General features: G+C 63.3%; 21 protein-coding genes, 1 pseudogene and 1 riboswitch. Of the genes and pseudogenes, 7 read left to right on the forward strand and 15 right to left on the reverse strand.

Translation table 11 applies throughout. From position 1 onward, the window contains the following. Positions 1–151 precede the first annotated feature (151 nt). Both KP004_RS18155 and cysS read left to right on the forward strand, forming a co-directional pair. A complete protein-coding gene (locus KP004_RS18155) occupies positions 152–1840 on the forward strand; it encodes a glutamine--tRNA ligase/YqeY domain fusion protein (protein ID WP_216799817.1) in 1689 nt (562 codons plus the stop codon). 257 nt (positions 1841–2097) lie between these two features. Continuing rightward, complete coding sequence (cysS, locus tag KP004_RS18160; protein ID WP_216799818.1) at positions 2098–3540, forward strand: cysteine--tRNA ligase; 1443 nt, start codon at positions 2098–2100, stop codon at positions 3538–3540. 101 nt (positions 3541–3641) lie between these two features. Here the strand turns inward: cysS and KP004_RS18165 are convergent, their stop codons facing one another. Next, positions 3642–3821, reverse strand: coding sequence for a ribbon-helix-helix protein, CopG family (locus KP004_RS18165; protein ID WP_199390220.1), 180 nt, complete (start codon positions 3819–3821; stop codon positions 3642–3644). Between the two features lie 246 nt (positions 3822–4067). Beyond that, the gene (locus tag KP004_RS18170) at positions 4068–6350 is read right to left on the reverse strand and encodes a sigma 54-interacting transcriptional regulator (RefSeq protein WP_216799819.1); all 2283 of its coding nucleotides are present in this window, start codon (positions 6348–6350) and stop codon (positions 4068–4070) included. A 373-nt stretch (positions 6351–6723) separates the two neighbouring features. On the opposite strand from KP004_RS18170, the gene KP004_RS18175 reads away from it, so the two are divergent. After that, the gene (locus KP004_RS18175) at positions 6724–8169 is read left to right on the forward strand and encodes a transglutaminase-like domain-containing protein (protein ID WP_216799820.1); all 1446 of its coding nucleotides are present in this window, start codon (positions 6724–6726) and stop codon (positions 8167–8169) included. A 116-nt stretch (positions 8170–8285) separates the two neighbouring features. On the opposite strand, the gene KP004_RS18180 is transcribed toward KP004_RS18175, so the two are convergent. The 12 genes and pseudogenes from KP004_RS18180 to yihA form a co-directional block, all read right to left on the reverse strand. Then, a complete protein-coding gene (locus KP004_RS18180; protein WP_216799821.1) occupies positions 8286–8423 on the reverse strand; it encodes a hypothetical protein in 138 nt (45 codons plus the stop codon). Between the two features lie 271 nt (positions 8424–8694). Next, positions 8695–9540, reverse strand: a complete 846-nt coding sequence (locus KP004_RS18185) for an energy-coupling factor ABC transporter ATP-binding protein (RefSeq protein WP_216799822.1) — start codon at positions 9538–9540, stop codon at positions 8695–8697. A gap of 72 nt (positions 9541–9612) precedes the next feature. Beyond that, positions 9613–10374 (reverse strand): cobalt ECF transporter T component CbiQ, encoded by a 762-nt coding sequence (gene cbiQ / locus KP004_RS18190; protein WP_216799823.1) that lies wholly within the window; start codon positions 10372–10374, stop codon positions 9613–9615. Then, positions 10374–10562: pseudogene (locus KP004_RS21595) on the reverse strand (cobalt ABC transporter permease); the annotation flags it as partial. The pseudogene KP004_RS21595 and the gene cbiQ, both read right to left, overlap by 1 nt. 97 nt (positions 10563–10659) lie before the next feature. Beyond that, the gene (locus KP004_RS18200) at positions 10660–11391 is read right to left on the reverse strand and encodes an energy-coupling factor ABC transporter permease (protein ID WP_239026858.1); all 732 of its coding nucleotides are present in this window, start codon (positions 11389–11391) and stop codon (positions 10660–10662) included. A gap of 188 nt (positions 11392–11579) precedes the next feature. Next, positions 11580–12887 carry a phosphomethylpyrimidine synthase ThiC gene (gene thiC, locus KP004_RS18205; RefSeq protein ID WP_216799826.1) on the reverse strand — a complete coding sequence of 436 codons (1308 nt, stop codon included), beginning with the start codon at positions 12885–12887 and terminating at the stop codon, positions 11580–11582. Beyond that, positions 12884–14272 carry a cobyrinic acid a,c-diamide synthase CobB gene (locus KP004_RS18210; RefSeq protein WP_216799827.1) on the reverse strand — a complete coding sequence of 463 codons (1389 nt, stop codon included), beginning with the start codon at positions 14270–14272 and terminating at the stop codon, positions 12884–12886. Before KP004_RS18210 ends, thiC begins: the two co-directional genes overlap by 4 nt. 16 nt (positions 14273–14288) lie before the next feature. Continuing rightward, a complete protein-coding gene (locus tag KP004_RS18215) occupies positions 14289–14885 on the reverse strand; it encodes a histidine phosphatase family protein (RefSeq protein ID WP_216799828.1) in 597 nt (198 codons plus the stop codon). A 47-nt stretch (positions 14886–14932) separates the two neighbouring features. After that, on the reverse strand, positions 14933–15679 hold the full coding sequence (gene cobS / locus KP004_RS18220; protein ID WP_216799829.1) for an adenosylcobinamide-GDP ribazoletransferase: 747 nt from the start codon (positions 15677–15679) through the stop codon (positions 14933–14935). A gap of 23 nt (positions 15680–15702) precedes the next feature. Continuing rightward, entirely contained in the window at positions 15703–16755 is a 1053-nt protein-coding gene (gene cobT / locus KP004_RS18225; protein ID WP_216799830.1) for a nicotinate-nucleotide--dimethylbenzimidazole phosphoribosyltransferase, read from the reverse strand. Positions 16756–16799: 44 nt separating this feature from the next. After that, positions 16800–17321, reverse strand: coding sequence for a bifunctional adenosylcobinamide kinase/adenosylcobinamide-phosphate guanylyltransferase (gene cobU / locus KP004_RS18230; RefSeq protein WP_216799831.1), 522 nt, complete (start codon positions 17319–17321; stop codon positions 16800–16802). An 88-nt stretch (positions 17322–17409) separates the two neighbouring features. Further along, positions 17410–17590: riboswitch (cobalamin riboswitch) on the reverse strand. Between the two features lie 46 nt (positions 17591–17636). Beyond that, entirely contained in the window at positions 17637–18272 is a 636-nt protein-coding gene (gene yihA / locus KP004_RS18235) for a ribosome biogenesis GTP-binding protein YihA/YsxC (protein ID WP_216799832.1), read from the reverse strand. A gap of 147 nt (positions 18273–18419) precedes the next feature. Between yihA and KP004_RS18240 the strand changes: the two genes are divergently transcribed. Further along, positions 18420–19271 (forward strand): HDOD domain-containing protein, encoded by an 852-nt coding sequence (locus tag KP004_RS18240; protein ID WP_216799833.1) that lies wholly within the window; start codon positions 18420–18422, stop codon positions 19269–19271. Positions 19272–19274: 3 nt separating this feature from the next. On the opposite strand, the gene KP004_RS18245 is transcribed toward KP004_RS18240, so the two are convergent. Beyond that, complete coding sequence (locus KP004_RS18245; protein WP_216799834.1) at positions 19275–19457, reverse strand: hypothetical protein; 183 nt, start codon at positions 19455–19457, stop codon at positions 19275–19277. 182 nt (positions 19458–19639) lie between these two features. Here KP004_RS18245 and KP004_RS18250 point away from each other — a divergent pair, with 182 nt between their 5' ends. From KP004_RS18250 to glgP, 3 genes are read left to right on the forward strand one after another with little or no spacing between them, the layout of a single operon-like run. After that, positions 19640–21118: a sensor histidine kinase gene (locus KP004_RS18250; protein WP_216799835.1), complete on the forward strand. Its 1479-nt coding sequence runs from the start codon at positions 19640–19642 to the stop codon at positions 21116–21118. A 15-nt stretch (positions 21119–21133) separates the two neighbouring features. Further along, complete coding sequence (locus KP004_RS18255; protein ID WP_216799836.1) at positions 21134–22501, forward strand: sigma-54-dependent transcriptional regulator; 1368 nt, start codon at positions 21134–21136, stop codon at positions 22499–22501. A 16-nt stretch (positions 22502–22517) separates the two neighbouring features. Further along, positions 22518–25070, forward strand: coding sequence for an alpha-glucan family phosphorylase (gene glgP / locus KP004_RS18260; RefSeq protein ID WP_216799837.1), 2553 nt, complete (start codon positions 22518–22520; stop codon positions 25068–25070). Positions 25071–25180 lie beyond the last annotated feature (110 nt).

The following is a 25180-nucleotide window of genomic DNA, read 5'->3' on the forward strand; positions in this document are numbered from 1 at the left end:
CCCCCGGAGGGGGAGGGCCGGGGAGGGGGAAGCAGGCAGGCAAGCCCCCCTCCCGACCTCCCCCCTCCAGGGGGAGGAGAATGTGCGGAGCACGAACAATAAAACTCTACGCAACGTCGGCACGCCGCCGGCGGCGGACAGGACACTTGATATGACTACAGAAGAAACCCCGGTCGTCGAAAAGGCGGCCAACTTCATCCGTAACATCGTCACCGACGACCTGAAAAGCGGCAAGCACCACACCATCGTCACCCGTTTCCCGCCCGAGCCCAACGGCTACCTGCACATCGGGCACGCCAAGTCGATCTGCCTCAACTTCGGCCTGGCCCGCGACTTCGGCGGCCGCTGCCACCTGCGCTTCGACGACACCAACCCCACCAAGGAAGACATCGAGTACGAGGACTCCATCAAGGAGAACGTGAAGTGGCTCGGCTTCGAGTGGGGCCAGCACATGTACTACGCCTCGGACTACTTCGAGAAGTTCTACAACTACGCCGTGCTCCTGATCGAGAAGGGGCTGGCCTACGTGGACAGCAGTTCCGCCGACGAGATCCGCGCCATGCGCGGCACGCTGAGCGAGCCGGGCAAGGAGAGCCCGTACCGTAACCGCAGCGTCGCCGAGAACGTCGACCTCTTCGCCCGCATGCGCGCCGGCGAGTTCGAGGACGGCAGCCAGGTGCTGCGCCTGAAGATCGACATGGCCTCGCCCAACATCAACCTGCGCGACCCGGTCATCTACCGTATCAAGAAGGTCAACCACCACCGTACCGGCGATGCCTGGTGCATCTACCCGATGTACGACTACGCGCACTGCATCTCCGACGCGATCGAAGGGATCACCCACTCCATCTGCACCCTGGAGTTCGAGGATCACCGCCCGCTCTACGACTGGGTGCTGGACCAACTCCCGGTCCCCAGTCATCCGCGTCAGATCGAGTTCGCGCGCCTGAACCTTAACTACACGGTGATGAGCAAGCGTAAGCTCCTCGAACTGGTCCAGGAAAAGCTCGTGGACGGCTGGGACGATCCGCGCATGCCGACCCTGGTCGGGATCAGGCGCCGCGGCTTCACCCCCGAGTCCATCCGTGCCTTCTGCGAGACCATCGGCGTAGGCAAGAGCGACAGCCTGATCGACATGAGCATCCTCGAAGACGCGGTGCGCGAGGACCTGAACCTGCGTGCCCCGCGCGCCATGGCGGTGCTGCGCCCCCTCAAGGTGGTCATCGAGGGGTACCCGGAAGGTCAGACCGAGGAGTTCGAGGCAGCCAACCACCCCAACAATCCGGACATGGGGAGCCGCATGGTCCCCTTCAGCAAGACCGTCTACATCGAGCGTGACGATTTCCAGGAGGAGCCGGCCAAAGGGTTCTTCCGCATGGCGCCGGGCAAGGAAGTGCGCCTGCGTTACGCCTACATCGTGAAGTGCGAGTCGGTGGTGAAGGACGAGAACGGCGAGGTGGTCGAGGTGCGCTGCAGCTACGATCCCGGCTCCCGCGGCGGCAGCGCCCCGGACGGGCGCAAGATCAAGGGGACCATCCACTGGGTCAGCGCCGAGCATGCCGTCAACGCCGAGGTACGCCTCTACGACCGCCTCTTCAGCACGCCCAACCCGGGCGGCAAGAACGAGCCGGACTACCGTACCTCCATCAACCCGAATTCCATCGAGGAGCTCACCGACTGCAAGCTGGAGCCGTCGCTGGCAACGGCAACCCAGGAGGACCGTTTCCAGTTCGAGCGCCTGGGCTACTTCTGCCCCGACATGAAGGATTCCCGTCCCGGCGCGCTGGTCTTCAACCGCACCGCCACCCTGCGCGACTCCTGGAACGACGGCAAGAGGTAGGTAAGGGTGTGGCAGAAGGAACTGGCTCCGGCAGGTGCCTGTCCCTCTAGCGGAACGCTCCATTCTGCCCAGCCGACTTCCCCAAGCCCTAACGGGACAGGCACCTGGCGGATACCAAGTGATGCACGCGAACCGGCGTCCCCCCCTTTGCGAAGGGGGGACAGGGGGGATTTGCCTCTCCCCGCTCAAAACCAAATCCCCCTAAATCCCCCTTCGCAAAGGGGGACTTTTATAACCTTTTAGAAAGAGGATCTGACATGGCTTTACGCGTCTACAACACCCTTACCGGCAGCAAGGAAGAATTCGTACCGATCAACCCGGGCAAGGTCGGCATGTATGTCTGCGGCGTAACGGTTTACGACCACTGCCACATCGGGCACGCCCGCGCCAACGTCGTCTTCGACATGATCTATCGTTACCTGCAGGCCAAGGGGCTCGATGTCACTTACGTCCGCAACTACACCGACATCGACGACAAGATCATCAACCGCGCCAACCGCGACGGCGTCCCCTACAATGAGATCTCCGAGCGCTTCATCCATGAGTTCGACAAGGACATGGCGCGGCTCATGCTGCAGCTCCCCACCTTCCAGCCCAAGGCAACCGAGCACATCCCCGAGATCATCGCGCTGGTTGAGCGGCTGATCGAGAAGGGATACGCCTACGCCTCCGGTTCGGACGTCTTCTTCCGCGTGGACCGCTTTGAAGGGTACCTGAAGCTCTCCAAGCGAAACCTCGAAGACATGCAGGCCGGCGCCCGCATCGAGGTGGACGAGAAGAAAGAGCACCCGATGGACTTCGCGCTCTGGAAAGGCGCCAAGCCGGGCGAGCCGTATTGGGAATCCCCGTGGGGCCAGGGGCGGCCGGGCTGGCACATCGAGTGCTCGGCGATGAGCTCCAAGTTCCTGGGGGATACCTTCGACATCCACGGCGGCGGCAAGGACCTCATCTTCCCGCACCATGAGAACGAGATTGCCCAGTCCGAGGCCGCGTCCGGCAAACCCTTCGTCAAGTACTGGCTTCACAACGGCTTTGTGAACATCAACTCCGAGAAGATGTCCAAGTCGCTGGGGAACTTCTTCACCATCAAGGAAGTGCTGGAGCGTTACGACGCCGAGGTGCTCCGCTTCTTCCTGCTCTCCGCACACTACCGCTCGCCGATCGACTTCTCCGATCAGAACCTGAAGGAAAGCGAGCTCGGGCTTGAGAGGATCTACAAGGCACTGGTCGGCATCGACGAGCGTCTGGCTGCCGGGACCGACCACGCCCCGACCGAGGAGAGCGCGGAGCTTGACGAGAAGTGCCGCAGCATCGCGACCCGCTTCAGCGAGGCGATGGACGACGACTTCAACACCGCCATGGCGCTTGGGCACGTCTTCGACCTGGTGCGCAGCATCAACCGCGCCCTGCCGGTCTCCCCGCTGGAGCTGCTCGCGCGGGTGAAGCAGGAGATTGCCAACATCGCCGCGACCCTCGGGGTATGCGATTCCGTGCCCGCCGAGTACCTGCAGCGCATGAAGGACCGCAAGACTTCGGAGATGGAGATCCCGGTCGAGGAGATCGAGGCGCTCATCGCCGAACGCGCCGAGGCCCGCAAGGCCAAGAACTTCAAACGCAGCGACGAGATCAGGGACCTGCTCCTGGAGAAGAACATCGTGCTCCTGGACAGCGCGCAGGGGACTACCTGGAAAGTGAAATAATGTAACAGGAAGGTGTCCCGGGAAACCGGGAACTGCAGGAATAAAAAAAGGCCGCTTAACGCGGCCGTTTTTTATGTTTCGGCGGGGTGATGCAAGGCGGCCTAGGCCGCCTTCTGGTTCATCTCGGCGCTGCGTGCCTTCACGAGTTCCATCGCTTCCCTCATGATGTCGGAAACGCTTTTCTTGGTGGAGTCCATGATTGCTTCGAGGGTCTCACGCTCTGCGTCGCTGATCCTCATGGAAATGACATTGTACCTCGGGTTCTCTCTCATTCTGCCCATTTGCTTCTTCTCCTTGTACTGCTCAAGATTGGTGACACGATGTCTACAATATTGCTATATGCGTGCCAACCTCAAAAAAGAGCAGCCCTGCTGCGTAACCCACTGTTTTCACGTATACCCTTAATTTTGCGTTAAAAACTTATAATCCAACCGTGTATACAAAGTGCGCCACTTTTGGCACACGGTGCGTAATTGTGCCCATTTGTATCATTTTGGCCACGCCGGCGTTACTGCCCGTGTGGCAAATCACTCATCTTCTTCCTCCCGAGCGCGGATTGTGCGCCCTTTCAACCCATGCTTGGCCAAAAGACGATAAAAGGTCCTTCTGGGGATGTTGGCAAGTTGTGCCGCTTTTGACACATTGCCTCCAGCGTCGGCCAGGTAACGCTGGATCAGCTTCTTCTCGACCCGCAGTACGTGCGGCTCGCGCTCCTTTTTAAACGAGCGCAGGTCGATGACATCCTCCCCCTCGTCGGCGTAGCTTTCGGCGAAGGCCAGCGGCAGGTTGCCCAGCTTGATGATGTCATCGTGGGTGAGGACGGCGGCGCGCTCGATGACGTTCTGCATTTCCCTGATGTTGCCCGGCCAGGGATACTTGACCATGGCGTTGATGGCGCGCTCCTCGATCCCCACGATGTGCTTGTTCAGCTTGTTGCGCGCCTTCTCTAGGAAGTAGTGCGCGAGCTGCGGGATCGACTCCACCCGTTCCCTAAGCGGCGGCATGGTGATGGAGAAGACGTTCAAGCGGTAGTAGAGGTCCTCGCGGAACCAGCCGTCGCGCACCCCGTCCTCCAGCGACTTGTTGGTGGCCGCGATGAGGCGGACGTCGACGCGGCGCGCCACGGTGCCGCCGACCGGCCGGACCTCGCCCAGGTCGAGCACGCGCAACAGCTCCGCCTGAAGCTTGGGGGTGATGTCGCCGATCTCGTCCAGGAAGATGGTGCCGCCGTCGGCCGCCTCGAAGAGGCCCTTCTTTTCGGTGATGGCGCCGGTGAAGGAGCCTTTCTTGTGGCCGAACAGTTCGCTCTCCAGCAGCGAATCCGTGATGGTGGTGCAGTTGACCGTTACCAGCGGTTTGTCGTTTCTCTTGCTGTAACGGTGGATGGCGCGCGCCGCCAGTTCCTTACCGGTACCGGACTCGCCGCGGATCAGCACCGTGGTCGGCGTCGGACCTACCTGCTTGATCTGGTCCAGCGCTTCCAGCGTGTTGCCGTCGCTCCCCACGATGAACTCGTCGCCGTACTCGCGGTCCAACTCCCTCTTGGCCAGTTCGTACTTCTGGATCAGGCGCCCGCGCTCCTCCTCCAGCTGCTGCAGGTTGTGCGGCAGGCACATCTCGAGGTCCGCCAGCCCCTGGAACACCGCTACCGCGTACTCGCGGCAGGTACGGTAACCGCAGGTGCGGCAGTTGAGCTCGTCTTTCTGGGTGAACTTGTTGGTTGCCTGGAGGATCTTTTTCACGTCGCCACCCTTCGGGGTGGGGAGCTTGGCGTACTTGTCCGAGAAGGTGCGCGACAGGTTGATGTCCCACTCCTTCTGGTAGTGCGGCGCCACGCGGTACGGGGTCTCGCCCCTGAAGTGGTTGATCACCATGTTGCGCCGTGAAAACTCGGTCAGTTCCTTGTTGCGCCCCGGACCGCCGATGCAGCCGTCGTAGCAGAACCGGAGGTCGACCAGCTTCGGGCTGATGCGCCCGGCGGCGAGGTCCTTGATGATCCCCATTACGTTCACTTCGCCTTCGGCGGTGACGATGTCGGTATCGAGCGGGTCGGGATTGATGCCGAACGCCTGGAAGGAGCCCTGGGACAGCGAGAAGACCCGCCCCATGTGCGGCGCCCTGCCATCGAACGGCTCCTCCTGCAACGCGGAAAGGTCGATGCCGCGCTCCCTGAAGATCGACTCCAGTTCACGGTAGGTGAGCAGAACGTCCACCGCGCCCTTGGTCTGCTCCGCCTGCACCTCGAACTTCCCGGCGATGCAGGAGCTGATGTAGATCACTTTCACCTGCTCGCCCAGCACGTGCTTGAGGTAGCGCCCCATGGCGACCATGTGGGTGACCACGCCGACCAGGTTCTCGATCAGCTGCGGGTAGTGCCGCTCCACGAGATCGACCACGGCGGGGCAATGGGAAGAGATGAGCGGCAACTGGGCTTTATCGATGGCGTTTCTGTACTCGCCTGCGATCAGCTCCACGCCGCGGGCCCCCTCATGCACCTCGGCAAAACCGAGCTGACGCAGCCCGGCGGAAAGCTGGCCGGGAGAGCAGTTGTGGAAGAAAGCGGGGAAGGAGCAGCCCAGGACGGCGACGACGGGGTCACCGGAGGTAAGCAGCGCCTCGGTCACCACCACGTTGTCGGCGATGACCTTGGCGTGCTGCGGGCAGTTGCTCAGGCAGTTGCCGCAGCCGATGCAGCGCTCGAAGATGATCTCGGTGTAGCTCTTCTCCACCTTGATCGCCTTCACCGGGCAGCTGCGCACGCATGAGTAGCATTTTCGGCATTGGTCGGTAATGGTTACAATAGGATACATCGGTCCTCGCTGGCACAGCCGGATGAAATTGCAGGTCAGGTGGGATTGTATAGGAATCGCGAAAAGTGTGCAACAGTTGGCACACTTTCAATGTGGTAGGTACAAAAAAAAACCCTAGCGACTAGGAGGGCAAGTCGGCTAGGGGAAGGAGGATCCTACGATCCTCCGCAACTCTTATCTATGTCTCCCATTATACTGAGACGCTCAAAAGACTGCAACAGCTTAACTGCAATTAATCAAAGGACTCTGTCAAGGCAGCGCCTCATGAGCCCCGTCCGGAGCGCGTTTCATAAGAAAAAGAGCGGGTTGGCACATTGCACCCGGCGCACGTCGTGTGGTATAAGTTACCGCGAACTCAGCCAAGGAGGATGGTATGACAACCACGGCACGCTTTCATTTCTCACTACGGCTCATGGCGATACTGGCCCTGGTCCTCTTGCCGCTGCAACTCCTGGCGGCCGCCCCTCTTCCCAAGCTGGCCGCTCCGCCCGAGGGTGAGCGCTGGTTCAGCATCATCATGGGGGACGATCAGGTCGGTTTCGGCCAGACCACGGTGACCCGCACTGCCGGCGGCTACCAGATCTCCTCGCGCGGCAGTGTCAAAATGAAGGTCATGGGCTTCTCCCGGGAAGCCAGCTCGACCGAGTCGTACCAGGTGGCGCCCGACCTCACCCTGCGCTCGTTCCAGGTCGAAAACCGCATCGACGGCAGCCCGGTGGAGATCAGCGGGGACGTCACCGCAAAGGGGATCACGGTACGGACGCATTCGGCGAACGGGAACAAGGAGCGGACCCTGAAGGTCAAGGGAGCCGTCTACCCTCCGCACGCACTGAATCTCTACCCGCTCATGCAGGGCGCTGTGCCGGGGAAGACATACAAGATCCAGTACCTCGATCCGGAAGCGGTTAAGGTGAAGCAGGCGAAGGTCGAGGTGGTCGGCCCGGAAACGCTGGACGGAAAGCAGGTGGTCCACCTCAAGAACGACCTCTACACCATGGTCGACAACGACATATGGGTCGATTTCTCGGGGAACGTCCTGAAGGAATCGGTGCGGGACGGGCTGGTGCTCACGCTGGCCCGCGACGAGGCGGCGGCGCGGGCGGAACTGGCGGAAGCGGCCATGGACAGGAAGGACCTCGTGTACGACTTCAGCCTGATCCGGATCACCCCTCCACTGGAGCATCCCGAGCGGCTGCAAAAACTGGTAGTGCAGATCACCGGGATACCGGCCCAGCAGCGCCTGCTGCAGGGGGCGTGGCAACGTGCGGAGCGCCAGCCAGACGGCAGCGTCATCTTCGTCCTGCCCAACCCGGCCCCTGCCGCGGAAGAACTCCCCACCCAGGCGGACCTGCAACCCGGAGAGCGCACGCCCAGCGACAACCCGGAGATTGTCGCCCGCATGATGGCGATCGTGGGAGACGAGAAGGTGGCCCCGGCCCAAAAAGTGGCCCGACTGACGGCGTGGGTCGCCACGCAAATCAAAGCCGACGTCATCGATTCCCAGTCGCCGTTGGAAACACTGCAAAAAGGGCGCGGCAACTGTCAAAGCCACGCGCGGCTTTACGCCTCCCTGGCGCGGGCCGCCGGCATCCCGACCCGCTTCGTCTCCGGCCTTGTGTATCAAGGCGACGGGTTCCTGTACCACAGCTGGGCCGAAAGTTACCTGGAGGGGAAATGGGTTTCGGTCGACCCGACCTTCAACCAGGTCCCGGCCGACGTCACCCACATCAAGCTGATCGAGGGAGACTCGCTGGATGAATTGGGGAGCATCGCCGGCATGATCGGCAGGGCGCGGGCCAAGGTGCTCGAGAAGCGGTAGGGACTGGCTCTGTCAGGTGCCTGTCCCTTTAGCGGAACGCACCTTTCAGCTCAGCCACCTTCCCAAGCAGAAAGGGGACAGGCACCTACCGGAGCCTGTCCCCTCCTTCTTGCCGTCTAATGGCAGGCCTGCGCCGCCACCGCACCGACTACGTGCTCTCTCGTACCCTTCTTCAAGCTGCTCCGGTAGCAGGCGATCTGCACCAGGATTGCCACTACGTACACCACCCCAACCGCAATAAAGAAACCACCCATCTGTCACTCCATAAATACTTAGATTCGCCACGGAGGAGATACTCCTCGACTGCGGGCGCATCTTCTAATGAGCACGATGCATGCCGCATCTGCCCTAGCGTGCGGATTTGTGGGATAACGTGGAGTTACGGCATAGAGGGGGCAGTCGTCCAACCGAACGTGTGCGAAAGTGGGACGCCGGCCTGTCTCATTAGCTAACGTCGCCGCAGCAGCGTGACACGGAAAAGGGCGGCCCGGTGGGGCCGCCCTGGGAGGGAGCGTGGTGCAAAAATCATCTTTTTCGGGACATCGCCTCTACCATCTCGCGGCGGGCTTCGCCGATGGTCAAGGGGAGACGGGTGAAGGGGAGCCCTTCCTCGTGCTTTAGCTGGTAGATCAGCTCGGCGATGTGGGGGAGGCGCAGCTTGACGTTGGCCAACTCCTCAGGGGCGGTGAAGACGTCTTCGGGGGCGCCGCCGCGGACCAGCTTGCCTTTGCTCAGGATATGGAGCTGGTGCAGGAATATGGGGACCAGGTCGACGCTGTGGGTCGCCATGACGATGGTCACCCCCTGGTCCCGGTTCAGGCGGGTCAAGAGCTCCATCATCCGGTACTCGCCCATCGGGTCCAGCCCGGCGGTCGGCTCGTCCAAAAGCAGGATCTCGTGCCCCATGGCGAGAAGTCCCGCGATGCAGACCCGCTTCTTCTGGCCGTAGCTCAGGTTGTGAATCCCTTTCACGGCGAACTCCGACATGTCCACGCTGGCCAGGGCGGCTTCGACTCGGCTTTTCACCTCGGCTTCGGCGCATCCCATGTTGCGCGGACCGAAAGCGGCATCCTCGAAGACGTTGCTGGCGAAGAGTTGGTCGTCGGGGTTCTGGAACACGAGACCGACCTTGCGGTAGATGTCACGCGGGTGCAGACGCAGCACGTTGTCGCCGTCAAGGAGCACCTCGCCGCGATACCCCTTGATCAGGCCGTCCATGATCTTGAGCAGCGTCGTCTTTCCCGAGCCGTTGGAGCCGAGGATGCCGGCAAACTCGCCCCGGGCGATGTTGAGGCGCAGGTCGGAGAGGGCAACGGTGCCGTCGGGGTATTTATAGCTTTCGAGGTTGACGGAGATTCTGGTTTGATCCACGCGGCGTTCCTTTTTCTGCTTGCGCCCTCACCCTAGCCCTCTCCCGGAGGGAGAGGGGATGTGGACGTGAATTTATGACATCAACCTCAACACTGCGATAGCACTCACCAAGAGAAACGCAGAGCCGACCTCGACCGCCCGCAGCGGCCGATGCACTGACGCGGGCATGGCGCCGTCATAGCCGCGCTGCACCATGGCGGTGGTGATGCTCTGGCTGTTGTCGAAGGCCTTGATGACCAACACGCCTGCCAAGGTCCCCAGCGAGGAGAGGGCGCGGCGGCAGCCGACGTAGCCGAGACGGTTCTTCTGGGCGTTGTACACGACTTGGGCATCCTCGAGGAGCAGGAACAGGTAGCGCCAGGCAAAGAGCGCGACGTCCACCAACACCTGCGGCACCCGCAGCCACGAGAGCGCAGCCATCAGCTCGGTGAAGGGGGTGGAAAAGCCGACCACGGCGAGCAGGGACACCCCCCCCAGGATACGCCCGGCAATGAGAAGCCCCGCCGCCAGCCCGTCGCGGTGCCCGACCAGCTCCCACCCTGCCACACCGATGCTGAACATGAGGATGGTGCCGGAAAAGAAGGTCTTCAGCGCCAGCACCATGACCGCGATGAAAAGCGGCTCGGAAAAGCGCAGCAAAAGGATACGCACCGGCGTCCCCAGGTGCAGGCAGAGGCCGAGCCCCAGCGCCGCCACCGCCAGGGGAAAGGCGATCCCCTGAGAGCTCAGCACCATGACCAAGAGGGCCAGGGCGCTCACCAGCTTCACCCTCGCATCTACTGAAGCGAGAGGATGAGCCTCGTGGTGGCGGTATGCGTTGAAGTGATGGTGCATCAGCCTTCCTTGTTGTCCTTACCCGTCAACTGCCGCCAGTAATATCCGGCGGCGAACCCGCCCACGACGCCCGCCCCCAGAAAGGCGAACAGGAGCAGGTCACCGGAGCCGGGATCGATGAACGGCGCCTTGGCCTCACGACCGTGTTCCTTGGCGATCTTCTCCACCACGGCCTCATCCACTCCCTGGTAGGACTTGGGAGCCAGCGAGAAGAAGTAGAAAGCAAACAGCAGCGTCGGCAGCATCACGGTGTGCAGCAGCAGTACTTTCCACCTGCGTTTTCTATCAGGCATTGCCGGCAACCTCCTTTTCCGTGATAACCCTCATCTTCACCAGCAGGTCCGGGCGCTTGCGGTACAAAAGCGTGACCATGCCCGCGGTGATCACCCCTTCCAGGATGCCCAGGGGCAACTGCGTGGGGAGGAACGCGATGACTATTTTCACGACCAGCGGCCACAGCGGCGACTCCCCCCGGATGCCGAGGGCGAGGAGGAGCGAGGTGGTGGCGTAGGTGGCCCAGTCTGCCACAAGCCCGGCGATAAATCCAGCCAGAGCTAAGCTCCCACCGACCTTGCGCAGGGCCCGGAAGGCGAACCAGCCGGCGAAGGAACCGACCACGCCCATGGAGAGAGTGTTGGCGCCGAGCGTCGAGAGCCCGCCGTGGGCCAGGAACAGCGCCTGGATCAGCAGCGATACCGCCGCGATGATCACGCTTACCAGCGGGCCTACCAGTATGGCCGACACGCCGGTGCCGCAGGGGTGCGAGCAGGTCCCGGCGGTAGGCACCGGGATCGGCATGCAGGAGATGATGAAGACCACGGCGGTGAGCAGCCCCACCAGCGGCTTCATGGAGAGGTCCTCGCGCGCCAGGGCGTTCAACTGCCTGATGCCGAGGGCCAGAAACGGCACCAGCACCACGAACCAGGCCAGCGCCCAGGGGAAGGGGAGGATCCCTTCGGAGATGTGCATGGCGTGGGCGGGGGTGGCCGGCAACAACGGAAAAAACGTTCCTACCATCAGCGCCCACATCCCGGCTCTCCCCCTCCCCTTGCGGGAGGGGGCAGGGGGGTGGGGGGAGGCGCCATCATTTCCTCTGCTTGCGGCTTCACCCACCCCCCGCCCCCCTCCCGTCAAGGGAGGGGGAGGTTGGAGCAAGAAGGGGGAACCGGGATGGAGCGGTGCTTTGTTCAGCAGCTTGCCCAGCATCAAATCTTGTCCCCGCGCAGGTCGGCGGCGAAGATCTTGCCGGCGCCGCGGGAGGCACAGAAGTCGCCGCACATGGTGCAGGTCTGCTCGTCCTCGGGAACGCGGCTTTTCCTGATGGCGGCGGCGTCCTCGGGGAAGAGGGCGAGTTCGAACTGGCGCTGCCAGTCGAGATCCCGGCGCGCCTTGCTCATCTCCTTGTCGCGCTCCCTGCCCCGCTCGGGGTACTTGTTCATGTCGCCGATGTAGGCGGCGATCTTGGCAGCCTTCACCCCCATCTTGACGTCCTCCTCGTTGGGAAGCGCCAGGTGCTCGGCCGGGGTGATGTAGCAGATCAGGTCGGCACCGTAGCGCGAGGACTGTGCGGCGCCGATGGCGGCGGTGATGTGGTCGAAGCCGGGCGCCACGTCGGTGGAGATGGGGCCGAGCATATAGTAAGGGGCGCCGCCGCTCATCCGTTTTTGCAGCTTGATGTTCCCCTCCACCTCGTCCAGCGGGACGTGACCCGGACCTTCCACCAGCATCTGGCATCCCATGTCGCGACCCAATTCAGCCAGCTCGCAGTTGATCAGCAGTTCCTGGATCTGGGCGCGGTCGCTGGAGTCGTGGATCGCGCCGGCCCTGAGGCCGTTACCGAGCGAGAGGACGGTGTCGTAGCGCTTCAGGATCTCCACCACGCGGTCGAACTTCTCGTAGAGCGGGTTTTCGCGGTTGTTGGCGATCATCCAGGCAGCCATGCTGACGCCCCCCTTGGAAACGAGGCCGCCGTAGCGGTACCCCTGCTTCCGCAGGCGCTCGAGCGTGTAAAGGTTGATGCCGCAATGGACCGCCATGAAGGCCATGCCGTCGGCGCACTGGCGCTCGATGATGTCGAAGAGCATCTCCTCGTCCAGCTTGTTGGGGTCACCGTACTTGCGTGCCGCCTCGCAGAAAGCCTGGTACAGCGGCACGTTCCCCACCGGCAGGTCGACCGCGGCGATCACCTCGCGCCGCACCCGGTCCAGGTCGCCGCCGACGGAGAGCTCCATCAGGGTGTCAGCGCCAGCCTCCTGCGCCACCTTTGCCTTGCGCACCTCGGCCTCGTAATCGATGATGTCGGACGAGGTGCCGATGGATGCATTCACCTTGGTGCGTAGCCCGGTGCCGATGCCGGCCACCTTCGGTTTCCTGACGTGGTTCCAGGGGATGACGATCTGCCCCGCTGCCACCTTGTCCCGGACGTACTCCGGCGTTACCTGTTCGTCCAATGCCACCTGTGCCATCTGCGGGGTGATGATCCCCGCACGCGCCGATTCGATCTGTGTCTTCATGTGAGACTCCTTGTCCGGTATGCCCTGCAGTGTCCCACGAAGTCACGTGCGATACCCGGCGAGCTGCCGAAGTGTAAATGTATGTAGGAGGCCAGGCAGTTTCGGTAGCGGTACCCTTCCCCCCCCAGGTCGACACCTTTCCTGCTGACCCGGTAGAGCCGCTCGAACCCCTCCGGCATCTCCTCCATCTCGGAATAGTGAAATTCATGCCCCCGGGCGACGGTGCCCCGGGTGCCGATCACAGCGTCTTCGACAAGTTCTATTTCCCGGTAACCGAGCGCCTTGCGGCGCGGCAGCATCCGGGTCCGCACCGGGAAGATGCCGACCAACTGAAAGGTCCCCTCGCCCCCGGCTAACCCTTCAGTCAGGTAGATGAAGCCGCCGCACTCTGCATAGACCGGCATGCCCGCCTCGATGCTCTGGCGGATCGCCCGCTTCATCGGCTCGTTGGCCGCCAGCTTCTCGGCGAAGAGTTCCGGGTAGCCGCCCGGAAGATAGATGCCGCCGATACCCTCCGGCAACGCCTCTTCTTCCAGAGGAGAGAAGCAGCAGACCTCGGCGCCGTTTTCTTCAAGCAGCCGCAGGTTGTCCGGATAGGCGAAGCAAAAGGCGGCATCGCGGGCGACGGCGATGCGCACCGGTTGGGGACGGTTGTCCGGCTCGGCTGTTGCCTGCGCTCCGTGGGGCAGCGCCGGAAGGTCCTGCTGCCCCATTCCCAGGAGAAGCTCCAGGTCGAGGTGCCGCTCGACCACCTCCACCAGGTGGTCCAGGAACTCCGCGGAGAGCGGGTTGTCCTCGGCCGTGGTCAGCCCCAGGTGGCGCGACGGGATAGCGAGCGACGCGTCCCTGGGGAGGCACCCCAGCACCGGCACCTCGGGCAGATGCGCCTCCAGCGCCTCGCGCAGAATACGCTCGTGGTTCGCGCTGGCAACGTTGTTGAAGATGACCGCCGCCACGCGCACGGCGGGATCGAAGCCGGCAAATCCGCCCACCAGGGCGGCCGCGCTGCGGGCCTGACTGCGGGCATCGACCACCAGGATGACCGGCGCCGCCAACTCCTTGGCGACCTGTGCCGTACTCCCGGCATCGGAGACGCCGTCGATGCCGTCGAACAGCCCCATCACCCCCTCGATCACGGCGACGTCGGCCGATGCCGCATGCAACGCGAAGGTGTCCCGGAGGAAACTGGGAGCGCACATCCAGCCGTCCAAGTTCACGGAGGGTACGCCGGTCACCAGGGTGTGATAACCGGGATCGATGAAATCCGGTCCCACCTTGAAAGGTGCCACCTTGAGGTCGCGGCGCCGGAGCGCCGCCATGATCCCGAGGGTCACGGTGGTTTTCCCGGAGCCGCTATGCGGCGCTGCGATGACGATGCGCTTCATGCCGTCCGTGTCTCCGTCAGCCGTTGACCAGTTGGACTACGGTGTTGCCGTCCGCCCAGTAGTCGATGATGTTCACGGCGCAGTACTGCTGATCGATGCAGAAGAAGGAGCCCAGGGGCGCCTTGATGGCGTCCAGGAGGACGATCCGGTTCACGCCGCCGTGGGCCACCACCAGGACGTCCTCGCCCCGGTGACGCTCCACGATCTCCCTCAGGGCCGGTAACACGCGCCCCGCGAGCTCGCCCAGGCTCTCGCCGCCGGGCGCGCAGAAGTTTTCCAGGTCCGCCATCCGCGCCGCCCATTCGTCGGGGCGCTGTTCCTGGATCTGGGCCACGGACAGCCCTTCCCACACGCCGCAGTTCAGCTCGCGCAGGGCGGGGACGGTCACCGGCTCCACCCCGAGATAGGGGCCCAGTATCTCGCCGCCGCGCACGGTGCGCTGGAGGTCGCTGGTATAGACTGCGCTGATCCGGTCCGGGTCCAGGCGCGGTTTCAGCTGGTGGTACATCTCCTCGCCGCGCTGGGTGAGGCGGACGTCGTAGTGGCCGTTGTAGCAGTAGGACCGCTCCACCTCGCCGTGGCGGATCAGGTGTATCCTCGTTCTTTCGATCATGCATTCTCCTTGGGAGGGGGACAGGCACCTGACGGAGCCAGTCCCCTCTACCCCAACCTGCCTAAGAGCGCCAGCAGGAAGATAAGGCAGAAGATCTCATTCAGCTCGCTGGCGCAGCCGATCACATCGCCGGTGACGCCACCAAGCCTTTTGTGCGACCACCCCTTGATCCCGAAGGTGAGACAGAACAGAAGCAGCAGGGTCACCAGACCGGCAAGATGGAGCAGCGCCCCCGCAACCACAACGGTGCAGGCGCCGGCCAGGACCAACTGCAGCGTCCCGGCCCCGCCGACGAAGGCATGCCCCAAGCCGTCCTTCCGGGCGCGCTGCGACCCGACCGTCATCTGCACCTGGGCGAAACGCGCGGCCATGGGAAAGAAGAGCAGCGCCGCCCGTTTGTATTCGGGCGGCAGCGCGAGCAGCGCCTGGTACTTGAGCAACAGCCCCAGTACCAGTCCCACCGCACCGACTGCGCCGACCCGGGAATCCTTCATGATCTCGAGGAAACGTTCCCGGGAGCCGCGCGCTGCCAGCCCATCGCAGACGTCCGAGAGACCGTCCAGATGCAGGGCGCCGGTCACGATGCTCATGATGGCGACCAGCAGGAGATCCGCCAACGTGCGCGGCAGAAGCGGCGCCAGCACGAAGTCGGCCCCGACCAGGAGCGCCCCGATGGTCAGCCCCACCAGCGGGAACAGGGCCATGGAGCGCCCGAGGTCCTTCTCCTCGCAGCGCACCGAGACCGGGAGCGGCACGATGGTCAGGAACTGGAAGGCGATGATGAATAGCCTCATGGAATCACCTCAGGCCGCCGCCCTTAGGAGGAGGCCACCCCGGCTTCTTCGAAGGTGGCCATTTCCTTCAGGATCTTGACACCTGCCTCGATGAGCCCCATGGCCAGCGCGGCGCCGGTTCCCTCACCCAGGCGCAGCTGCAGGTCGAGCAGCGGCTTGACGCCGATGCGCTCCAGCATCATCTGGTGCCCGATCTCGACGGAGTTGTGCGCGGTGAAGATGTAGTCGCGCACGGCAGGATGCATTTCGGAGGCGATCAGCGCGCCTGCGGTGGAAATGAAGCCGTCCACCACCACCGGCATCCGGTTGGCGGCGGCGCCCAGCACGAGGCCGGCGATGCCTGCGATCTCCAGCCCGCCTACCTTGGTGAGCACGTCCAGCGGGTCCTGCGGCTCGGGGCGGTTCAGGTCGAGGCCTGCCTGGATCACCTTGATCTTCTTCTCGAGCGCCTCGTCTCCGATGCCGGTGCCGCGGTGGGTGACCTCGCGGACGGTGCAACCGGCGATGGCTGCGATGATGGCGGAGGAGGGGCTGGTGTTGCCGATCCCCATCTCACCGGTGCCCACCATGGCGACCCCTTCCTTCTTGGCTTCGTCGGCGAGAGCGATACCGACCTCGATGGCGGCGACGGCCTCCTCGCGGGTCATGGCGCTCCCCTTGGCGAAATTGCGGGTTCCCTTGGCCACCTTGCGGATGATGAGCCCCGGAGCGGGTTCGAAGTCGTAGTCGACCCCCACGTCCACCACGCGTACCTCTGCGCCGCTGTGACGGGCGAGCACGTTGACGCCGGCGCCGCCGCGCAGGAAGTTGAGCACCATCTGCGGCGTCACCTCTTTGGGGAACAGGGAGACGCCCTCTTCCACGATGCCGTGGTCGCCGGCGAAGGTGAAGATCACCTTCTTGGCGGTATCGGGGGCGAGGCTGCCGGTGATGGCTGAGAAGCGGCGGCCGACCTCCTCCAGGCGCCCCAGCGAGCCCAGCGGCTTGGTCTTGTTATCGAGTTTGGCCTGGGCCTTGGCGAGCAGCGCCTCGTCCACCGGCTGAATCTTGGCGAGTGTCGTTTCCAGAAGTTGCATCGGTTCCTCCTTGGTTTTCATGGCATTTCACGTGTCATGGCATATCACTTCAGCCTGAGCGGCAGTCCTGAAATGGTGACGTACACCTCGTCCGCGGCGGCGGCGATGATCTCGTTGGCCTCCCCGGCCAGGTCGCGGAAACTGCGGGAGAGCGGGTGCTCGGGGACGATCCCCATCCCTACCTCGTTGGTGACGATGATGAGTGGAGTCTTGAGCGAGGCGAAGCTGCCGGCGAAATTCTCCACGTGGGCCAGTGCCTCGACGGCCCCGCCCGGGCAGCGGAAGAGGAGGTTGGAGATCCAGAGGGTCACGCAGTCCAGGAGCATCACGTTGAAGCGCCCCTCGTGGGTGCGGATCGCCTCAGCCACCGCGAGCGGCTCCTCGACGGTCTGCCATTCCGGGCCGCGCCGTCCCTGGTGCCGCGCGATGCGCTGGGCCATCTCGGCGTCACCCGGCTCGCCCGTGGCGAGGTAGCCCCGCAGCGGCGCGTACTTCTCGGCCAGCCCCTCGGCGAAGCGGCTCTTGCCGCTGCGGGCGCCGCCGGTAACCAGGACCACTTTGGACATAAAAAAACCCCCCTTCCCATGACGGAAGGCGGGTCAAAAACGCACTACAGGTGCGATTCCGGCTTTAGCCCCTCTGCCACGGAGGTTCCAATAAGCTTGCATCCTGGCAGGTTTCCTGACTCACGGGTCGTCTTACTCGCCGCGCCTTCCCGATTCGATCAGTGGCGTTGTTGCGGCTTTCATCTCCGTTCACAGTTGCGGGACAGCGAGGGATTCACACCCTCTTCCCTTTTAACCCCTCTCGGGGCACCAGGACGAACGTCTATGTATGTATTGCGTGCAGCGACCTTTTACTAACAGACGCCGCGGGGAAAGTCAATCACTATCGGGTTCCGCTTCCTCAGCAAATTCGCCGGTTTCGCCCTTGCCGGGGGCGAGAACGGCGTCGATGCGGGTCCAGACCGCATCTTTTCCTTCCTTGCTCAGTGCGGAGAAGAAGGTAAGCTCTTCCTTGGCCACGCCGAGGGTGCTGCAGATCACCGCTGTCTGGCGGGCCCGTTCGTTCTTGGACAGCTTGTCGCACTTGGTAACCACGATGATGGGCGCGATGGAGTAGGCGCGCAGCCAGGCAAGCATCTGCAGGTCGTCGTCGTTGGGGACACGGCGGATGTCCAGGATGAGCACCACCCCGCGCAGGTTTTCCCTTTTTGACAGGTAGGTCTCCATCATCGGGCGCCAATCCTTCTTCACCGCCAATGGCACCTTGGCATAGCCGTAGCCCGGGAGGTCCACCAGCATGAAATCGTCATTGACCTGGAAGAAGTTGATGAGTTGGGTGCGGCCGGGGGTGGAACTGGTGCGCACCAGGTTCTTCCGGTTCACCAACACGTTGACCAATGAGGACTTACCGACGTTGGAGCGCCCCGCAAAGGCTATCTCCGGGAGGTCGCCTGCGGGGTAGTGGGCGGGGCGGGTCGCGCTTTTAATGAATTCAGTGTTCTTTACAATCAATGTGGGGCCTTATCCCTTTTTTTCCGCGCAGTATAGACTGCGGTGGAGCCCCTTTCAATCATTAAATCCGCGCTTGCTTAAAGGAATCGTTTTGGTATATTTTTGAACCTGACCTGAACCGGCCCTCACCAACGTAAGGATCTAGGCATGAATAAAGAACTTGAGACTGCGATCATGACCGCAGCAGACCTGCCCACCATTCCCATCGTTGCCATCAAGGTGATGGAGCTCATCGAAAGCGAGAATGCCACGGCAGAAGAACTCGCCAAAATCGTCTCGTCCGACCCGGCCGTCGCGGCACGGGTCCTCAAAATATCCAACTCCTCATTTTACGGCTGCCGCAGGCAGATTCAGACCCTCTCCAGCGCCATCGTCGTCCTCGGCTTCAGCACCCTGAGAAGCCTCGTGGTGGCGGCATCGGTGAAGCAGGTCTACAAGCCCTACGGCCTGACCGAGAAGATGCTCTGGGAACATTCCTTCGCAGCCGGACTCGCCGCCAGGATCATCGCCGGGCGCACCCGTGCCGCCAACGAGGAGGAGGCCTTCCTCGCCGGACTGTTCCACGACATCGGCAAGATCATCATGAATACCCTGGACCGGGACAAGTTCCAGGAAGTGATGCAGCACTGTTACAACGAGGGGATTACCTTCGGGCAGGCGGAAAAGGGGATCTATCCCTTCACCCATGACGAGGTGGGTGCGTACGTGATCAAGAAGTGGAACTTCCCCGAGGTCCTGACCACGGCGATCCTGCAGCACCACCAGCTGGACTTCAGCGAACTGGATGACCCCGCACTGGTCAACCTCACCGCGGTGACCTCGTTGGCGGACCAGTTCTGCCTCAAGCTCGGTATCGGGGTCAGGGAACCGCGGGAAGACATCGACATCGCCGCTTCCAAAGCTGGCCAGATGCTGAAGATCACGGAACAGAACGCAGCCGAAATGCTGGATGTCTTCGACAAGGCCTTCGCCGAGGACAAGGCCCTGTTCACCAGCTAGCGGCTATTCGGAGGCATCCTCGGCTTCGGCTTTCTCAAGCAGTTTCTTGGCTTCATCGGATATGCTGACGCTGTCGGCCGGCTCCGATTTCTGGGCCTGCCTGCCGCGCCTGCGCTGATGCTCCTGCCCCCCGGCGTCCGGGTCGATCCTGAGCCCCCCCGAAATCCTGTCGACGCTGTAGCTCATGCCTCCTCCCATCGCTGCTGGTCCTGGCGCATATCAACGACCGGCATCTTAGCAGCAAGTCCAAGCTAATGGAAGACAATTAATTCATCACAGCCCGCGCCCCGTAGATCTGCCTTGTCTAGCCAGGGGCGCTGCTGTATACTTGCGAGCTTAGTGAAAACTCATAGATCGGAACGAAAGCCATGAAACTGAACACGAAGCTGGTGATGATCATGCTCACCATGCTGGTAGTCGCCACACTGATCCTCTTCATCCTGAACCAGTTCAGTCAGAACGATCTGGTGCAGGAGATCCAGGAGAGTTCCACGGTAGTTTCCAAGGCCATTCAGCTGAGCGTCGAGGACCTGACCTCGGAAGAGGAATCAACCCGCCTCTCCGAGTACTTAAGCCACGCCAAAAACAAGGGCGTCAACGAGATCAACATCATCAACAACGAAGGTGAGATCATCAACTCCTCCGACCCGGCCCAGGTCGGCAAGAAGCGCGAGATCAAGAAGCTGGAGAAGGGACTCAAGCGCCGCGGCGGCGGGGGCGGCAGCTCGCTCAAGCCTTACGACCTGGTGGTGCCTGTCATCGTAGGCGACGAGCAGCTTGGCTACGTGCAGATCAACCTCCTTCTGGACAACATCCGCGACATCCAGCACGCCAACTTCGTCCGTCGCCTCTCCGTGACTGTCCTGGTGTTCATGGGGGGGATGATACTGATCATCTTCCTGGCGCGCCGCTACACCAGTCCGATCCACCGCCTGGCGTCGGGGGTCAACAACGTCTCCGCCGGCGACCTGAGCGTCACCTTCGACGCGGAAAGCGGCGACGAGATCGGCGAACTGGCCGAGAACCTGAACGAGATGGTGAAGAAGCTCAAGGAAAAGGAACAGCTCGAGAAGCGACTTTACGAGGCGGAGCACCTTTCCAAGGTGGGGCAGCTGGCGGCGGGCATCGCGCACGAGATCAGGAACCCGCTCAACTACATAAGCCTCGCCATCGACCACCTCAAAAGCGAGCTGCTTCCCACCTGCCCCGAGAAGGGGGGCGAGTTGGAGGCGATCGCGGACAACATCAAGGAAGAGGTGCGCAAGGCCAACTACATGGTGCTCAACTTCATGAACTACGGCCGGCCGCTCAAGCTCAAGCTGCAGCAGGTGAACTACGCCGACCTGGTCGACCGGGCGATCCACCTCATGCAGGACCGGCTGGTCGAGAGGAACATGCAGGTGGTGCGCGAGATCCCGCAGGACCTGCCCGCCATGCAGATCGACCCGGAGCTGATGCGCAACTGCCTGTGCAACTTCATCAGCAACAGCATGCAGGCCATGAGCGACGGTGGCACCATCACCCTGGGCGCCGCCGTGGACCAGGAAACCGGGGAGTGCCGCCTGAGCTTCAGCGACAGCGGCGTGGGCATCGAAGAACAGGACCTGGAGAAGGTGTTCCAGCCCTACTTCACCACCCGCGAGGCGGGCATCGGCCTCGGGCTCGCCATCACCGAACGGATCGTCAAGGAACACGGCGGACGCATCACGGTGCAAAGCCGCAAGGGAGAAGGAACCACCTTCACGGTGATCCTTCCCGCGGGGGCGCTGGCCGGAGCCGGGCGCGGCAAAGACGCGCGGCAGGTGGCGCGGGCAGCGGCAACATCGGACCAGGCAGCGGGAAACTAGGAGATTGGAGTGGCAATGAGCGGCAGCATCCTGATAGTAGACGACGAGAAAGGGCAGCGCGACATCCTGAGCGCCATCCTGTCCAAGAAAGGGTACCGGATCACCTCAGTCCCCAGCGGCGAGGAGGCACTCCAGGAGCTGGAGCGCGCCGAGTACGACCTCCTGCTCACCGACCTGAAGATGCAGGGGATCTCCGGCATGGAGCTCATGGAACGGGTGCTGGCGGACAACCCGGCCCAGTGCGTGGTGATGATGACCGCCCACGGCACCATCGACTCCGCGGTCGAGGCGATGAAGAAGGGGGCTTTCGACTACCTGGAGAAACCGCTGGAGCGGGAAGACCTGATCCTCACCGTGCAGCGCGCCTTCGAGCGCATCATGCTCCTCAAGGAAAACCGGGTGCTGCACAAGAAGCTGGCCGAGACGAAGACGCTCCCCAACATGATCGGGGAACACCCGAAGATGATGGAGGTGGCGCGCATCATCCACAAGATCGCCCCGACCTCCACCACGGTGCTCATCTATGGGGAATCGGGTACCGGCAAGGAGCTGGTGGCGCGCGCCATCCACGACGGCAGCCCGCGCAAGGACCGGGCCTTCTTCGCCATCAACTGCGCCGCCATCCCCGACGCCCTCATCGAGAGCGAGCTCTTCGGCCACGAGAAGGGGTCCTTCACCGGCGCCGGGAGCCGTGAGATCGGCATCTTCGAGGCGGCCGAGGGGGGGACCGTCTTTCTGGACGAGATCGGCGAGATGAACGTCTCCATGCAGGCGAAGCTCCTGCGCGCCATCCAGGAGAAGGAGATCCGCCGGGTGGGGGGTAAGGTGAACATCCCGGTCGACGTGAGGATCATCTCCGCGACCAACAAGGACCTGGAGCAGGAAACCAAGCGGGGGCAGTTCCGCGAGGACCTCTTCTACCGGCTCAACGTGATCCGCATTACCCTGCCCCCCTTACGCGAGCGGGGCAACGACATCGTCACCCTGGCCAACTTCTTCCTGAAGAAGTACAGCCAGGCATCCGGCATCTCGGTCAAGGGGATCGGCAAGCCGGCGCTCAAGATACTCCTGGACTACAGCTGGCCCGGCAACGTGCGCCAGCTCGAAAGCGTGATCGAGCGCGGCGTGCTGATGGCGGAAAGCGACTACATCCAACCCGAGGACCTGCCCGCCGAGGTCCACCACGACGCCTCCCTGGCCGGCTCACTCCCCTTCGACTTCCCGGCCGAGGGGATATCGATCGACAACCTGGAACGCGACCTGATCACCAAGGCGATGCAGAGGGCCGACTGGGTCATCGCCAAAGCGGCACCACTTCTCGGCATGAGCTACAAGACGCTACAATACCGGCTGGAGAAGTTCGGTATAGGGAGGCCGGAGTAAGTAGCGAGGAGGCGGTATGAACCTCTTCTCGACGCTGCACCGCTTCACCGTTGTCCCTTCGCTCCCCAAGGAGCTCGCCGGGCTGCAACGGATCGCATACAACCTCTGGTGGACGTGGGAGCCGGAGGCCATCGGACTTTTCAAGCGCCTCGACCCGGAACTGTGGCGGGCGACGCGCCACAACCCCCTGGAGATGCTGGGGTGCCTGCAGCAGGCCACCTACGACAGCCTCATGCTGGACGAGGGGTTCATGTCGCACCTGGCCCAGGTGGAGGAGAGGCTCGACGAGTACCTCGCCGCGCGCACCTGGTACGAGCGGCACGGCACGCCCCGGGCGCGCATCGCCTACTTCTCGATGGAGTTCGGCCTGCACGAGTCGCTCCCCATCTACTCCGGGGGGCTCGGCATCCTGGCCGGCGATCACCTGAAGTCGGCCAGCGACCTCGGGCTGCCGCTGGTCGGGATGGGGCTTTTGTACCGCCAGGGGTACTTCCGGCAGCACCTTAACTTCGAGGGGTGGCAGCAGGAGGTCTACCCCGAGAACGACTTCTACAACCTTCCGCTGCACCTGGAACGGGACGCGCAGGGAGCCCCCCTCAACCTGGAGCTGGAGTTTCCGGGCCGAAACGTCCGGGTGCAGATCTGGCGGGTCCAGGTGGGACGGGTGCGGCTCTACCTTCTGGACAGCAATCTCGAGGAGAACGCGCCGGCCGATCGCGAGATCACCACGAGGCTCTACGGCGGCGACCAGGAGATGCGCATCAGGCAGGAGATCGTCCTGGGGATCGGCGGCATCCGCGCGCTGCGCCTTTTGGGAATCGAGCCCAACGTCTGCCACATGAACGAGGGACACGCCGCCTTCCTCGCCCTGGAACGGGTCCGGATCCTCATGGAGGAGCGCTCGCTCCGCTTCCGCGAGGCCATGGAGGCGGTCCGCGGCGGCAACGTCTTCACCACCCACACCCCGGTCGAGGCCGGCATCGACCACTTCCCCCCCGAACTCCTCGAGCGCTACCTCGGCTATTACTACCGCCACCTGGGGCTCAGTCGCGAACAGTTCCTGACCCTGGGAATGCAGAACCACGGCCGCAGCAACGAGAACTTCTGCATGGCGGTGCTGGCCATGAAGCTCTCGCTGCACTCAAACGGGGTCAGCGAGCTGCACGGCATGGTATCGCGCCGCATGTGGGCCGACGTCTGGCCCGATCTTCCCGAAGAACAACTCCCCCTCACCTACGTCACCAACGGCGTGCACCAGAAGAGCTGGCTCTCCGAGGAGATGAGCGGCCTTTTGACCCGCTACCTCGGCACGCGCTGGCTGGAGCAGAGCGACGACGCCCTCTGGCGCAAGGTGTCCCGCATCCCCGACGCGGAGCTTTGGCGCACGCACCGACGCGGCACGGAACGCCTGGTGGCCTACGCCCGCGTGAGCCTCAGGGCGCAGTTGCAGAAGCTGGACGCGGGGGCCAAGGAGATCGACCGCGCCGGCGACGTGCTCGACCCGGAAATCCTCACCATCGGCTTCGCGCGCCGCTTCGCCACCTACAAGCGCGGCACGCTTTTGTTGCACGACAAGGAGCGGCTGGAGCGGATCCTGAACCACCCGGAACGCCCGGTGCAGATCGTCTTTGCCGGCAAGGCCCATCCCGCCGACCACCAGGGCAAGGAACTGATCCGGCAGATCGTGCAGCTCGCGCAGCAGGAGAAGTTCCGGCGCCGCATCGTGTTCCTGGAGGACTACGACATCTCGGTGGCGCGCCGCCTGGTGCAGGGGGTGGACGTGTGGCTGAACACCCCGCTGCGCCCCCAGGAGGCCAGCGGCACCAGCGGCATGAAGGTCGCCTTCAACGGCGGGCTGAACATGAGCATCCTGGACGGCTGGTGGTGCGAGGGGTACCGGGGCAACAACGGCTGGGCCATCGGCAGGGGCGAGGTGTACGACGACCTCCCCTACCAGAACGAGGTGGAGAGCAGGGCTCTCTACGACCTCCTGGAGAAGGAGATCGTGCCCCTGTTCTACAACCGCGGCAGCGACGGCGTGCCTCGGGGATGGACGGCCTTCATGAAGGCGTCGATGCAGAGCCTCTGCCCGGTCTTTTCCACCGATCGCATGGTGCAGGAGTACGCCCGGCGCTGCTACCTCCCCGCCTTCGAGAACTGGGAGCGGCTGAACCGGGACGACCTGAGGCTCGCCGTGGAGCTCGCGCGCTGGAAGGAGCGGCTGCACGGCGTGTGGGGGGGGCTTGCCATCGTGGCGGTCCAGGCCGAGTGCGATCGGGAGGTGACGGTGGGGCAAAAGGTCCCCATCTCGGTGCAGATCATGTCGGGGGATGTGCCGCTCTCCGAGATCGCGGTCGAGGTCTATTTCGGGGTGCTGGATTCGCGGGGCGCCATCGTCGGGGGAGAGGTCGTGCCGCTCGACCCCGCCCCGGACCCGGACAAGGTCGGGCACTTCGGCGGCGAGCTGGAATGCCGCTTCTGCGGCCGGCATGGGTTCCTCTTGCGGGTCATGCCGCGGCACCCGGAACTGGGCACCGTGTACGACCCGGGCCTTATCCTATGGGGGTGACAGGGGACTGGCTCCGCCAAGGAGGGGACTGGCTCCGCCAGGTGCCTGTCCCCTTAGGCGGCTGAGGCAGGTCCGCTAGGGACGAATTAGGCAGGTTGAATCAAGGGAGG

The sequence above is a fragment of the Geomonas oryzisoli genome (assembly GCF_018986915.1).
In the GTDB taxonomy this organism is placed as follows: Bacteria; Desulfobacterota; Desulfuromonadia; order Geobacterales; family Geobacteraceae; genus Geomonas; species Geomonas oryzisoli.

Bases quoted from the DNA above. Each gene is read 5' to 3' on its own strand.
- KP004_RS18155 (WP_216799817.1), top strand. From the start codon at position 152: ATGACTACAGAAGAAACCCCGGTCGTCGAAAAGGCGGCCAACTTCATC.
- cysS (WP_216799818.1), top strand. From the start codon at position 2,098: ATGGCTTTACGCGTCTACAACACCCTTACCGGCAGCAAGGAAGAATTC.
- KP004_RS18165 (WP_199390220.1), bottom strand. From the start codon at position 3,821: ATGGGCAGAATGAGAGAGAACCCGAGGTACAATGTCATTTCCATGAGG.
- KP004_RS18170 (WP_216799819.1), bottom strand. From the start codon at position 6,350: ATGTATCCTATTGTAACCATTACCGACCAATGCCGAAAATGCTACTCA.
- KP004_RS18175 (WP_216799820.1), top strand. From the start codon at position 6,724: ATGACAACCACGGCACGCTTTCATTTCTCACTACGGCTCATGGCGATA.
- KP004_RS18180 (WP_216799821.1), bottom strand. From the start codon at position 8,423: ATGGGTGGTTTCTTTATTGCGGTTGGGGTGGTGTACGTAGTGGCAATC.
- cbiQ (WP_216799823.1), bottom strand. From the start codon at position 10,374: ATGCACCATCACTTCAACGCATACCGCCACCACGAGGCTCATCCTCTC.
- KP004_RS18200 (WP_239026858.1), bottom strand. From the start codon at position 11,391: ATGGTAGGAACGTTTTTTCCGTTGTTGCCGGCCACCCCCGCCCACGCC.
- thiC (WP_216799826.1), bottom strand. From the start codon at position 12,887: ATGAAGACACAGATCGAATCGGCGCGTGCGGGGATCATCACCCCGCAG.
- KP004_RS18210 (WP_216799827.1), bottom strand. From the start codon at position 14,272: ATGAAGCGCATCGTCATCGCAGCGCCGCATAGCGGCTCCGGGAAAACC.
- KP004_RS18215 (WP_216799828.1), bottom strand. From the start codon at position 14,885: ATGATCGAAAGAACGAGGATACACCTGATCCGCCACGGCGAGGTGGAG.
- cobS (WP_216799829.1), bottom strand. From the start codon at position 15,679: ATGAGGCTATTCATCATCGCCTTCCAGTTCCTGACCATCGTGCCGCTC.
- cobT (WP_216799830.1), bottom strand. From the start codon at position 16,755: ATGCAACTTCTGGAAACGACACTCGCCAAGATTCAGCCGGTGGACGAG.
- cobU (WP_216799831.1), bottom strand. From the start codon at position 17,321: ATGTCCAAAGTGGTCCTGGTTACCGGCGGCGCCCGCAGCGGCAAGAGC.
- KP004_RS18240 (WP_216799833.1), top strand. From the start codon at position 18,420: ATGAATAAAGAACTTGAGACTGCGATCATGACCGCAGCAGACCTGCCC.
- KP004_RS18245 (WP_216799834.1), bottom strand. From the start codon at position 19,457: ATGAGCTACAGCGTCGACAGGATTTCGGGGGGGCTCAGGATCGACCCG.
- KP004_RS18250 (WP_216799835.1), top strand. From the start codon at position 19,640: ATGAAACTGAACACGAAGCTGGTGATGATCATGCTCACCATGCTGGTA.
- KP004_RS18255 (WP_216799836.1), top strand. From the start codon at position 21,134: ATGAGCGGCAGCATCCTGATAGTAGACGACGAGAAAGGGCAGCGCGAC.
- glgP (WP_216799837.1), top strand. From the start codon at position 22,518: ATGAACCTCTTCTCGACGCTGCACCGCTTCACCGTTGTCCCTTCGCTC.